The sequence below is a fragment of the Streptomyces griseorubiginosus genome, from assembly GCF_001514195.1.
Classification (GTDB): domain Bacteria; phylum Actinomycetota; class Actinomycetes; order Streptomycetales; family Streptomycetaceae; genus Streptomyces; species Streptomyces griseorubiginosus.
Genome location: NZ_KQ948734.1, coordinates 703,998 through 716,035, shown reverse-complemented (window position 1 = coordinate 716,035; position 12,038 = coordinate 703,998). Strand labels below are relative to the sequence as shown.

General features: G+C 71.4%; 10 protein-coding genes. 4 read left to right on the top strand and 6 right to left on the bottom strand.

The annotated features are described in order from the left end of the window. Window positions 1–8: 8 nt before the first annotated feature. From AQJ54_RS03260 to AQJ54_RS03250, 3 genes are all read left to right on the top strand, one after another. Window positions 9–1,943 (top strand): fumarate reductase/succinate dehydrogenase flavoprotein subunit, encoded by a 1,935-nt coding sequence (locus AQJ54_RS03260; RefSeq protein ID WP_062233720.1) that lies wholly within the window; start codon window positions 9–11, stop codon window positions 1,941–1,943. After that, window positions 1,940–2,710 (top strand): succinate dehydrogenase/fumarate reductase iron-sulfur subunit, encoded by a 771-nt coding sequence (locus AQJ54_RS03255; protein WP_062233717.1) that lies wholly within the window; start codon window positions 1,940–1,942, stop codon window positions 2,708–2,710. Before AQJ54_RS03260 ends, AQJ54_RS03255 begins: the two co-directional genes overlap by 4 nt. A 275-nt stretch (window positions 2,711–2,985) precedes the next feature. Further along, window positions 2,986–4,380 (top strand): hypothetical protein, encoded by a 1,395-nt coding sequence (locus AQJ54_RS03250; protein WP_248845290.1) that lies wholly within the window; start codon window positions 2,986–2,988, stop codon window positions 4,378–4,380. On the opposite strand, the gene AQJ54_RS03245 is transcribed toward AQJ54_RS03250, so the two are convergent. The 6 genes from AQJ54_RS03245 to AQJ54_RS03220 form a co-directional block, all read right to left on the bottom strand. After that, window positions 4,377–6,998, bottom strand: coding sequence for a SpoIIE family protein phosphatase (locus AQJ54_RS03245; RefSeq protein WP_062233714.1), 2,622 nt, complete (start codon window positions 6,996–6,998; stop codon window positions 4,377–4,379). The two genes, AQJ54_RS03250 and AQJ54_RS03245, sit on opposite strands and share 4 nt — an antisense overlap. Before the next feature lie 286 nt (window positions 6,999–7,284). Continuing rightward, a complete protein-coding gene (locus tag AQJ54_RS03240) occupies window positions 7,285–7,689 on the bottom strand; it encodes an ATP-binding protein (protein ID WP_062233712.1) in 405 nt (134 codons plus the stop codon). Between the two features lie 95 nt (window positions 7,690–7,784). Beyond that, window positions 7,785–8,273, bottom strand: coding sequence for a (deoxy)nucleoside triphosphate pyrophosphohydrolase (locus AQJ54_RS03235; protein ID WP_062233709.1), 489 nt, complete (start codon window positions 8,271–8,273; stop codon window positions 7,785–7,787). A gap of 24 nt (window positions 8,274–8,297) precedes the next feature. Beyond that, window positions 8,298–8,489, bottom strand: coding sequence for an SPOR domain-containing protein (locus AQJ54_RS03230; protein ID WP_020136812.1), 192 nt, complete (start codon window positions 8,487–8,489; stop codon window positions 8,298–8,300). Window positions 8,490–8,860: 371 nt separating this feature from the next. Next, entirely contained in the window at window positions 8,861–9,613 is a 753-nt protein-coding gene (locus AQJ54_RS03225) for a GntR family transcriptional regulator (RefSeq protein WP_062023956.1), read from the bottom strand. 147 nt (window positions 9,614–9,760) lie between these two features. Further along, on the bottom strand, window positions 9,761–11,077 hold the full coding sequence (locus AQJ54_RS03220; protein ID WP_062233706.1) for a DUF4190 domain-containing protein: 1,317 nt from the start codon (window positions 11,075–11,077) through the stop codon (window positions 9,761–9,763). A 330-nt stretch (window positions 11,078–11,407) separates the two neighbouring features. On the opposite strand from AQJ54_RS03220, the gene AQJ54_RS03215 reads away from it, so the two are divergent. After that, on the top strand, window positions 11,408–12,037 hold the full coding sequence (locus tag AQJ54_RS03215) for a hypothetical protein (protein ID WP_062233704.1): 630 nt from the start codon (window positions 11,408–11,410) through the stop codon (window positions 12,035–12,037). Window position 12,038 lies beyond the last annotated feature (1 nt).

The following is a 12,038-nucleotide window of genomic DNA, read 5'->3' as shown; positions in this document are numbered from 1 at the left end:
GCCTTCTGATGTCCGTGGTCGACCGGCAGGAATGGGACGTCGTAGTGGTCGGCGCCGGAGGAGCCGGACTGCGGGCCGCCATCGAGGCCCGCGAGCGCGGTGCCCGTACGGCCGTGATCTGCAAGTCGCTGTTCGGCAAGGCGCACACGGTGATGGCCGAGGGCGGCATCGCGGCCAGCATGGGCAACGCCAACTCGCACGACAACTGGCAGGTCCACTTCCGCGACACCATGCGCGGCGGCAAGTTCCTCAACCAGTGGCGGATGGCCGAACTGCACGCCCAGGAGGCTCCGGACCGGGTCTGGGAGCTGGAGACCTGGGGCGCCCTGTTCGACCGCACCAAGGACGGCCGGATCTCCCAGCGCAACTTCGGCGGCCACGAGTACCCGCGCCTCGCCCACGTCGGCGACCGCACCGGCCTCGAACTGATCCGCACGCTCCAGCAGAAGATCGTGTCCCTCCAGCAGGAGGACAAGAAGGAGACCGGCGACTACGAGTCGCGTCTGAAGGTCTATCAGGAGTGCACGGTCACACGGGTGTTGAAGGACGGGTCGCGGGTGAGCGGGGTCTTCGCCTACGACCGTGAGACGGGCCGTTTCTTCGTCCTGGAAGCCCCGTCCGTGGTGATCGCCACCGGTGGCATCGGCAAGTCCTTCAAGGTGACGTCGAACTCGTGGGAGTACACGGGCGACGGCCACGCGCTGGCGCTGCTGGCCGGAGCACCCCTGCTGAACATGGAGTTCGTGCAGTTCCATCCGACCGGCATGGTCTGGCCGCCGTCGGTGAAGGGCATCCTCGTCACGGAGTCCGTCCGCGGCGACGGCGGGGTGCTGCGCAACTCCGAGGGCGAGCGGTTCATGTTCGACTACGTCCCGGACGTCTTCAAGGAGAAGTACGCCGAGTCGGAGGAGGAGGGCGACCGCTGGTACGAGGACCCGGACAACAACCGCCGTCCGCCTGAGCTGTTGCCGCGCGACGAGGTGGCGCGGGCCATCAACGCCGAGGTGAAGGCAGGCCGGGGCTCGCCGCACGGCGGGGTCTTCCTGGACGTGTCCACGCGGATGCCCGCGGAGGTCATCCGCCGCCGGCTCCCCTCGATGTACCACCAGTTCAAGGAGCTCGCGGACGTCGACATCACCGCCGAGGCAATGGAGGTCGGACCGACCTGTCACTACGTGATGGGCGGGATCGCGGTCGACTCGGACACGGCGGCGGCGCGCGGGGTGCAGGGGCTGTTCGCGGCCGGTGAGGTCGCGGGCGGGATGCACGGCTCCAACCGGCTGGGCGGCAACTCCCTGTCGGACCTGCTGGTGTTCGGGCGCCGGGCGGGCTGGCACGCGGCGGAGTACGCGACCGGCCTCGCGGCGGACCGGCCGCCGGTGGACGAGGTGCAGGTGGACGCGGCGGCCGCGGAGGCGCTGCGGCCGTTCTCGGCGGAGGGCGTCGAACCCGACACCGGCCCTCCGGAGAACCCGTACACCCTGCACCAAGAGCTCCAGCAGGCCATGAACGACCTGGTCGGCATCATCCGCCGGGAGGGCGAGATGGAGCAGGCCCTGGAGAAGCTCGCGGAGCTTCGGGTGCGGGCCCGGCGGGCCGGGGTCGAGGGGCACCGGCAGTTCAACCCGGGCTGGCACCTCGCGCTGGACCTGCGCAACATGCTGCTGGTCAGCGAGTGCGTGGCGCGGGCGGCGCTGGAGCGGACGGAGTCGCGGGGCGGGCACACCCGCGAGGACCATCCGACGATGGAGCGCGAGTGGCGCCGGGTGAATCTGATCTGCCGACTGACCGACCCGACGGGCGGGTTGGCGGCCACGGACCCGGTCCGCGGCCAGATCGACCTGACCCGTGAGACCACCGACCCCATCCGCGCCGACCTGCTCGCCCTCTTCGAGAAGGAGGAGCTGGTCAAGTACCTCGCCGAAGAGGAGCTGTACGAATGAGCGGCTACACGGCCCACTTCAAGGTGTGGCGGGGTGACGTCAAGGGCGGTGACCTGGAGGACTTCAAGGTCGACGTCAACGACGGCGAGGTGGTCCTCGACATCATCCACCGCCTCCAGGCCACCCAGGCGCCCGATCTCGCGGTCCGCTGGAACTGCAAGGCGGGCAAGTGCGGTTCGTGCTCGGCGGAGATCAACGGGCGGCCGCGGTTGATGTGCATGACGCGCATGTCGGTCTTCACCCCGGAGGAGACGATCACCGTCACTCCCCTGCGCGCCTTCCCGGTCGTGCGGGACCTGGTCACCGACGTCGGCTTCAACTACCAGAAGGCGCGCGAGGTCCCGGCGTTCGTCCCACCGCCGGAGCTCGGTCCCGGTGAGTACCGGATGATGCAGGAGGACGTGGACCGCTCGCAGGAGTTCCGCAAGTGCATCGAGTGCTTCCTGTGCCAGGACACCTGCCATGTCGTCCGTGACCACGAGGAGAACAAGCCGGCGTTCGCGGGACCCCGGTTCCTCATGCGGGTGGCGGAGCTGGACATGCACCCGCTGGACGCGGCCGAGGAGTCGGGCCTGGACCGCAAGAAGACGGCCCAGGACGAACACGGCCTCGGCTACTGCAACATCACCAAGTGCTGCACGGAAGTCTGCCCCGAGGGCATCAAGATCACGGACAACGCCCTGATCCCCTTGAAGGAACGCGCGGTCGATCGCAAGTACGACCCGCTGGTGTGGCTGGGGTCGAAGATCAGGAGGAGGTCTTCGTAGCGCGGGAGCCCCGCCACGAGGCCCAGGGAGACCGACAGCGCAGCCCCGACATCCCGCGCCCCGAAGGGGCGCGGGGAACTGCGCGACCAGCCACGGCGATGCCGCGGACGCACGGCGGCAGAGTGCGGCACCACCGGCGGCGACCTGCCGGACCCGATCCTCCTCGTACGCCCTCGAGTCCGGGCCCCGGGCGATCAGCCATCCCCGTCAGGCCCACCCCCCCCTCAGGCCCACCCCGCTCGCGCCCCCGCTTTCCCGCCCATACGCTCCGAAATGTGACGCCCTCCCTGATGCGCGGCCGTCCCCGGCGCAGCCGCTCGCACATATCCGTGCGGGTGGCGCACGCCTTGCTGGGTGTGGTGGCCGGAGTCGCGTGGCTGGTGTTGCCGTGGGTGACGGTTGACGACGAGCCTCCGGTTGCCGGCGCGCGGACGAGCGCCGCGGCGGCCGAGGAGGGTTCCTCCGCCGGCGACCTCGTCCTGCCGGTCGCCGCCCTCGTCGTGGTGGTGGCCTTCGCCGCCTACGCCTCGCTCCGCCGGATCCGCCGCACCCGTAGTCGTACGACACCGGCGGCCCCCGGTACGACCCACGTCGGCGCGTACCCCTCCCCCGCGGTCCCGCCCGCGCCGGCCGGCCTGGACGACCGCTCCCGCGCCGCGCTCGTCGAAGCCGACAACCACCTGTACGCCTTCCGCGAGGAACTCTCCTTCGCCGAAGCGGCGTTCGGGCACGAGGCGGTGGTCCAGTTCGTCCGGGTGGCCGAGGCCGCGGAGGCCGAACTCGGGGCCGCGTGCGCGATCCGGCGACGCTACGACGAGGGCGTACCCGAGGAGGCGGCCGCGCTCGCGGGAGTCGTGGGCCGGTGCGAGGAGGCCGAGCGGCGGTTGACGGAGGGCACGGAGAGCCTGCGCACGCTACGGGCGCTGGACCGGGACCCGCACACCGCCCTGTCGCTTGCCGAGACCCGCTTCCGCGAACTGACCGCCCGCGCGGCGGAGGCGGACACCGCGCCCGTGGACGGCTCCGTCACCGGATACGTCGAACTGGCCAAGGACAGCCTGGTCACCGCCACCGTCCACCTGGGCGAGACCCACCAGGCCATCGCCGCCGACCGGCTCGACGAGGCGGTCCACCCGCTCCGCGCGGCGGAGACCGCGATCTGCCGGGCGGACGTGCTGGTGTCGGCCGTGGCCCGGCTGCGCTCGACCCGCACCGAGGCCACCCGGCTGATCCCGCCCGCCCTCACGGCCGCGGAGGCGGAACTGGCCCCCGTCCGCGACCGTGCCCGGCGCCAGGGCGCGACGGACGCCCGGCTCGTGCACGCCGACGCGGTCCTGGCCGCCGTACGACAGGAGACGACGTCCGGACGGCCGTACGACCCGCTGGGCGTGCTGCGTCGGATCGTGCACGCGACCGCGCCCCTCACGGACGGCCGGTCCGGGGTGCTGGCGGTGGCCGCGCTGCTGGTCGCGCGGGAGTCCGTGGCCTCGGCTCAGGACCATGTGGCCGTGCACCGGGAGGCGGTCGGTGCCGCGCCTCGCGTCCTGCTGGCGGAGGCACGACGGACCGAGGACCTGCCGCGCGTCGACGACCTCGCCCGCGAGGCCCGTGACCTCGCGGAACAGGACGTACGACTGCGCGGACACGAGCCGGACGGCGACACCGCCTAGAACAGGCTCAGCAGGGCTTCCGCCGGATCCACCATGCCGTTCTCCCCGTCCGGCAGCGGGAGTTCGAACCACACCGTCTTGCCGCGCGGGGTCCGGCGGGAGCCCCAGGCCGCGCTGAGCAGGCCGACGAGTTGCAGACCGCGGCCGCCCTCGTCGGTGTCGCGGGCGCGCCGGCGGCGGGGCTGGACGAGCCCGGAGTCCCAGACCTCGCAGACCAGGGTCCGGTCGAGGAGGAGACGCAGCCGGATTTCTCCCTCGCCGTACCGCAGGGCGTTGGTGACGAGTTCGCTGACCAGGAGTTCCGTGGTGTCGACCAGGGGCTCCAGATCCCAGCTGAGCAGCCGGGCGCGGGCGTACTCCCGGGCCCGGCCCACGCTGCGCGGCTCGCGCGGCAGCGTCCAGTCGCCGACGGAGTCGGTGGGCAGGCCCTGGACACGTGCCATCAGGAGCGCGATGTCGTCCTCGCCGTGGTGGCTGTCGAGGGTGGCGAGGACGTGGTCGCAGACGTCCTCCAGGGGCGCGGAGGGGTCGGTCAGCGCACCGACGAACGCCTGGAGGCCCTCGTCGAGGGGGTGATCGCGGCTTTCGACCAGTCCATCCGTGTAGAGCGCGAGCAGGGCACCTTCGGGTAGTTCGACCTCGACCTCCTCGAAGGGCTCGCCGCCGACGCCGAGCGGCATCCCGGGCGGCACGTCGAGCATCAGCGCGTCCTCGCCGGGTTCGACCAGCACAGGGGGCAGATGGCCCGCGTTGGCGAAGGTGCAGCGCCTGGTCACCGAGTCGTAGACGGCGTAGACGCAGGTCGCGAGGTACACCTCGGACAGGTCCGCCTCACGGGGGCGGCGGGCCGCGCGGGTGGCCTGCTGGACACCGCCGGGCGCGCCGAGGCCGCGGGCGATCTCGTCCAACGCGGAGAGGACTTCGGCCGGTTCGAGGTCCAGCAGGGCCAGCGTCCGCACGGCGGACCGCAGTTCGCCCATCGCCACCGCCGCGCGCAGGCCGCGGCCCATCACGTCGCCGACCACCAACGCGGTGCGGTGACCCGGCAGTTCTATGACGTCGAACCAGTCGCCGCCGACCTCGCTGGGCCGGTCCGCGGAGGAGTTGCCGGGCAGGTAGCGGCAGGCGATGTCGAGGCCGGAGGCGACCGGGTCGCCGGGCGGCAGCAGGGACCGTTGCAGTATCAGCGCCCGTTCGTGCTCCCGCCGGTACAGGCGCGCGTTGTCGATACAGACCGCGGCCCGCGCCGCCAGCTCCACCGCCAGGTCCCGGTCCCGGTCCCCGAACGGCTCGCTGCCCTTCGTCCGCGCGAACTGCGCGAGGCCTACGACGGTGTCGTGGGCGACCATCGGCACGGCGAGCGTGGACTGCACCAGGCCGCCCTCCTCGGCCGGGACGTACAGCGGGCGGGCGGTGCGCAGGGCGTCGGCGCACGGCGAGTTGAACGGGTAGTGGTGGACCGCGCCGACCGGGACGGGGGCACCGGAGCCGAGGAAGGGGCCGTCGGAGACCGCGCTGGCGAAGGCGACGCGGCGCAGTTCGGCGCTGCCGTCGGCGAGGCCGGGCGGGGTCTCGTCGCCGGCCAGGAGACCCTGGTAGAGATCGACGGTGGCCAGGTCGCAGAAGCCGGGGACGACGACGTCGAGGAGTTCGCGGGCCGTGGTCTCCAGGTCGAGGGAGTTGCCTATGCGGGCGCCCGCCTCGTTCAGAAGGGCGAGATTGCGCCGCGCGGCGGCGGCCTCACGGGCGGCGGCGCGACGGGCCGTGATGTCGGTTCCCAGCCAGGCGATGCCGATGGGCCGGCCGGATCCGCTGCGCACCCGGTACAGGTTGATGGACCAGTGCCGACGCTCGTCGGAACCCGGCAGGAAGCCGGTGACGTGCATGTCCGTGATGGAGTCGCCGGTCTCCAGGACCCGGCGCAGGGTCGCCGAGACCCGCTCGGCCTCGGGGCGGGGCAGGTAGTCGTGGACGCCCTTGCCGCGGTGGTCGTCCGGCGTGCCGCCGAACAGGGAGGCGAACCGGTAGTTGACCCGGCGAACCCGCAGGTCGGGGTCGATCAGCACGAAGCCGAAGGGAGATTGACCGAAAATCGCCTGCGAGGCGGCCAGGTCGGTCTCGATGCTCCGGAGCGTGCGCACGTCGACGACGATGCAGACGGCGGCCCGCTCGCCCTCCTCGGTCCGCGTCGGCATCACGTAGACCTCGGCGAGGCCCTCGCGGGCGTGCTCGGTGTCGGCCGTGGGAGGCGTGCGGAAGGGGACCACCCCGGTCCACTCGCGTCCGTCCAGGATCTCGGCCATCTTGCGCTGGCCCTGCTCGTGCAGGTCAGGGTCGATGAACGCCTCGATGGGGTCCATGCCGACCGCACGCCCGGCGGGGATGCCGAAGAGCTGCTCGGCACGCAGGCTCCACTGGTCGACCAGCCCGTCGGGGCCTATGGAGAAGGACGCCACCTTGATGTAGTCGTAGATCGAACCGGGCGGGCTGCTCTGCCACATGGCGTCACCGGACGGCACCTCGCCGGGACGGACCTGTACGGCATCCTCCGCGGCCTCCGTCCTCGCGCCGTCCGACGGGTCCTTCGACTCCGTGGCCTTCGCTGGTATCTCGCTCACGCGAACCGTCCCCTCCAGCTCACCGCGTCCGGTACCGGTCACCGGGGGCGGCTGCCCGCAGTATCCAGCACTACGGCGCCGCACAACACGGTGTTCACGATCACAGCACGATCCCGACGGTTTTCGGTCCGGGCTGCGACAACACTTCCAGTCTTCTAACCAGCGGACACGGCATCGAATCACGTCCGCCGACAACTGCCACCGGCCTGAACCGATCGCTGGACAGGGGACGGGATGTCGTACATGTGTTCCTCATGGCGGCGCGTTCCTCATGGATGCGTGTTTCTCATGGCAGCGAGAGCTCGAACCAGACGGTCTTGCCGCTCGCGCCGGGGCGGGTACCCCAGCGGTGGGCGGCATGGGCGACCAGCTGGAGGCCACGGCCGCTCTCGTCGTCCAGTTCGGCGACGCGTTCGCGGGGCGGGTCGGGGAGGGGGTCGGAGACCTCCACCAGGAGGACGCCGTCGACCGCGTCGGGGCGGACCAGGCGGACGCCGATGGGGCCGGTGGCGTGCCGAAGGGAGTTCGTCACCAGCTCGCTGACGAGCAGGGCGGCGACGTCGGCCAGGACGTCGAGGCCCCAGTGCCGCAGCCTCTCGCGGACCGCGGCACGGGCGGCACGTACGGCGCCGGGGTCTGCTGGGAAGATCCACTCGGCGCAGTCGCCTTCGGTGTCGATCACGCCGATCACATCCCGGGCCAGCCCATGTCCGCTTTCGTGGGGTTAAGGGGCACATACCCGATTCTGTGGGGGCGGTACCGTGCGAATGGCTGAAGACCGGGCGCCTAAGAACTCGGGGGGTTCTGTTGCGGGGCGGGTGCGGGTGCGTTGGGGCTGGTCGCGCCCCGCGGCGGAGCCGCATATCGACACAGCCCCGCGCCCCTGAGGAGCTTCAGTGCACCGACCGCTTCTACGTCCTGGTCGAGCCAGTCGACGTCCCAGAGCTCGTCCGGTGTCAGCCAGCGGAGCTCGTCGTGGTCCTGGAGGGGCTTGGGGGCGGGGGAAGTCGGGCGCAGGCGGGCTCGCCACGCCTGGAGGACGTACGGGGGCTTCAGGGGCCACTCGCCGGGGACGCGGTCCTGCACCTCCGCCTCCACACCGAGCTCCTCCCGGAGTTCGCGGACGAGCGCCTGCTCCGGCGCCTCACCGCTCTCCACCTTGCCGCCCGGCAGCTCCCATCGGCCGGCCAGGGCCGGGGGCGCGCTGCGGCGGGCCGCGAGGAGGCGGTCGCCGTCGTAGAGGGCGGCCGCCACCACCACGATCCGTTCCGTCATGCGCCGGAGCCTACGGGAGGGAGGTCAGTCGGCCGAACTGACGCCGTTCTGACCGATGCGCTCGACCCAGTAGAGCTGCTTGTGGCCGCGGGCGTCGAGACTGTCGGCGATCTTCTGGGCCTCCGCCCTGGTCGCATACCTGCCCACGCGGTAGCGATTGCCGTTGTCGTCCTGTCGTATGACGAGCCAGGGAAGAGTGATCGTGCCGTCGTTCATTGCGCCCCACCGCTCCTTCCCGACCTGCGTCGAGCCCCACCCGATAAGGAAACCGCACTCCGCATATGCCCGAGCCTACGCCCAACCTTTACGCAGCGAACACGCGTTTTCACAAAGAGGTACGCAACCAGCCAGGACGGACTCCTCGGACCCGGGGCGCGCGACATCGAACGCGCCCCCGGTGGGCGGCGGTGCCTCCGGTCAGGGGTGCCGTCAGGACGGCGGTGTCGACCTGCGAGAACGGCCGAATTCGAACGGCGTTCGCCTACGGGCCCGTTGAGCGTCCGTCCGGGACAACCTGCCCGGGGCGCGCGCTACTTCACCGGAAAGGCGCCGCTTCACCGGCCCCGCGCCGCCCCACCTGAAAGGCGCTACTTCACCGGAAGGTGGTATGCGACCTGGTAGCGGTCGGCCGGGATGACCACGTCCGCCGTCTCCACAGGGCGCCCCGAGGCGTAGTAGGTGCGGTGGACCACGAGGACGACATGGCCGGGGACACCGCCCAGGGCGAGCAGTTCCTCGGCGAGGCCGGGGCGGGCGCCGACCTCCTCGGTGACGTTGTCCACGACGACGTCGATGGCGGCCATCCGTTCGACGACGCCCATGCCGCCGAGGGGGCCCTCCTCGGGCAGCATCACGGGGGTGCGCCCGGTGACCGCGAGGGGCTCCCAGGAGGTGGAGAGCATGATGGGCTCGCCGGCCTCCCGGAAGACGTACTTGGTGCACATCACGCGGTCGCCGGGCCGGATGGCGAGCCGCTCGGCGATGGCGGCGGAGGCCTCGGTCTGGCGGCTGCTGGACTCCCAGGTGCCACGCCCCTCCCCGTCCGCCTGCTCCTGCCGGAAGGGGGTGGCCCCCGAGGCCGGACGGTAGCCGGAGCGGGCGATACGGCGGGGCACGGGCTGCTCACGGACGTAGGTCCCGGACCCTGAGCGGCCCTCGACCAGCCCCTCGGCCATCAGCACCTTGCGCGCCTCGAGGGCGACGGTGTCCGAGACGCCGTACTCCTCGCGGATCCTCGCCTGGGACGGCAGGCGGGTGTGGGGTGGCAGCGAACCGTCGACGATCTTCTTGCGGAGATCACCCGCGACGCGCAGGTACGCCGGCTGCTCACCGAATGTCACTGGCCGCTCCCATCAGGTTGTACAGACAGCAACAGCCTGGCAACCGTGGGTTGGCCCATGCAAGCAAAGGCCAGAGAATCACTCGATGTGATGACATGTTCCGGTGGTGGGCTTTACGCAGGCACTTTCTCCCCGCTATGGCAGGGTTCACACATTGAGCTCGGAGCTTCCTGAGTCGCCGCTCTCGCCGCTGGAATCGTCGTCGTACGGCGGGTCGGAGGCGAGCCCCAGAGCCTTGCGGGCGGTGACGGTCGTGGAGCCGTCGACGAAGGCGTAGCCCGCGTCGTAGTGCGTGTAGAAGGTGTCCACGTCATCGGAGGCGGCGGCCTTCGCCCACTCGCTCCGGGACTTCTCCATGTCCTTGATCAGGGCTTCCACCGGCTTGGCCGGGGCGCCCGACCAGGTGTGCGCCCGCAGGTGGCGGACTTCGTCGTCGAGCGTGTCGTGGACGTCCCGCGCCCAGTCCCGGTAGCCCGGCAGGTCGTCCTCCGGCTGCTCCTCGGGCTCCTCCCAGAACGTCTTGTCGACGGCGTTGACCGCCATCAGGAAGGTCAGCTGGTCGTCGTCGAGGGTGGTCGCGTCGACGCGCAGCGAGCCGGTCAGGGTGCCCTTCTCGTCGGTGTTGCCGAAGATGCAGCTGATCTCGCGGTCGCCGAGGCGCCAGCTCTGCCGGGTCGGGCCGAAGTAGTACACGTCCACGTCGTCGGGGAGCGACCAGGTGTCCATGACGTAGGCGTCCTGGAGGGGGTAGCAGCGCTCGTCGGCCGCGTCGGAGACGGCGGCGTCGCCGGGGAAGACCGACCCGCTCATCTCGAACTCGCCGAACACCTCGCCGTCGTGCTCGCCCTCGCAGGGCACCTCGTCGACGTCGTAGGTGAGACCGTCGAGGGTCTCCCCCGGCGCATCGAAGCACTGTCCCTTCACCACCGAGAAGGCCGCGCCCTCCGTCGCGCCCTTCTTGAACCCCTCCCACGCCCCGGAGAGCCCGCCGGTGGCGAGCGCCGCGACCCACAGGGCGAGTCCGAGCCCCGACAGGATCGAACCGGCGATCGCCATCCCCTTGCCGGACTGCCCCTTCTTCTTGATCTGCACCAGCGCGATCACACCCAGCACGAGCCCGCCGGCCGGGACACAGCACAGCACCCCGAGCACCAGCGAGGCGATGGCGAGCCCGTTCACGGGGGAAGGACGGGCGTAGGGGCTGTAGCCCTGGCCCCAGGTCTGGTAGGGGGCGGGGGCGGAGACGGGGGTGCCGGGGGGTGGGCCGTAGGGCTGGTACGGCTGGGGCGGAGGGCCGTACGGGGGTTGGCCGTAGGGCTGCTGCCCCTGGGGCGGCGGGCCGTACGGCTGCTGTCCCTCCGGCGGCGGCCTGTACGGATCGGGGGTCGGGGACGGTCCCTGGGGTCCCTGGGGTCCCTGGGCGGGGTCGGGCTGGAGCGGCCCAGGGGGCGGGGGTATGGACACGGGTACCGTGCTCCTGTTTCAGACAGCGGCGGGGAACTGACGTACGACTGGGCGCATCGTATGCGTGGGGCGGGCGGGGGCGGAATGGCGATCACGGGGACGACGACCAGGGCGGTGAACGGTCTCGCGGTGCGGTGGGCCGAGACACGGGAGAATCGGACCGCTGGTGGGGCGGCGACGGGGTACGGGGAGCGGCGCGTGCCCAGTTGGCGGAGGCCATGGGTCCCCGGAGGGGAATGCGCCGCCGCGGCAGGGGAGTTGCCGCGCCCGGATCACCACCGAGGTGAAGCGAGACAGGCCGATCGGGCCTGAGGGAGCGGAGACACACACATGACCGACAGCGCGCTGGAACAGCTCCTGGGACGTGCCCGCGGTCCGATGGGCCCGGTGATCGACGTGGACTTCGGCTCCGAGGCGGGGCCGCTGGCCGAACTCGCCCGGATGATCTCCCGTATGAACGGGTTCTTCCTGTTCAACGCCGGAGTGCAGGTCTTCCGGGTGGGCGAGGAGGGGCTCGGCCACGACATGATCCACTGGAATTCCGAGGACGCCTGGAAGGACACCTACGGCGGTCTGGCCGACGACCCGTTCTGCTTCGGCCAGGACATCTTCGGCGTCCAGTTCGCGGTGGCCGGCGGCGAGCGGGTGGTCTGCTTCGACCCCGAGACCGCCGAGGTCACCGAACTCGGCGACAGCCTGGAGTCCTGGGCGACCTGGCTCCTCGCCGGCCCCGACGTCCATGGCGCCGCCTCCTTCGCCCACGCCTTCCAACGGGAGAAAGGCGCGTTGGCGCCGAGCGAACGACTGGTGCCGCTGCGGTTCTTCGTCGGCGGCGGGGGCTACGACTTCGACAACCTCGTGGTCAAGGACGCGGTCACCGCGATGCGGATCCGCGGGCCCGTCGCCCAGCGGATCCACGGCGTCCCGGACGGCACGACCATCCGCCTCCACGTGACCTGAG

Coding starts and splice junctions, on each gene's coding strand:
- AQJ54_RS03260 (WP_062233720.1), top strand. CDS start 9: ATGTCCGTGGTCGACCGGCAGGAATGGGACGTCGTAGTGGTCGGCGCC.
- AQJ54_RS03255 (WP_062233717.1), top strand. CDS start 1,940: ATGAGCGGCTACACGGCCCACTTCAAGGTGTGGCGGGGTGACGTCAAG.
- AQJ54_RS03235 (WP_062233709.1), bottom strand. CDS start 8,273: ATGACGGAACGGATCGTGGTGGTGGCGGCCGCCCTCTACGACGGCGAC.
- AQJ54_RS03230 (WP_020136812.1), bottom strand. CDS start 8,489: ATGAACGACGGCACGATCACTCTTCCCTGGCTCGTCATACGACAGGAC.
- AQJ54_RS03215 (WP_062233704.1), top strand. CDS start 11,408: ATGACCGACAGCGCGCTGGAACAGCTCCTGGGACGTGCCCGCGGTCCG.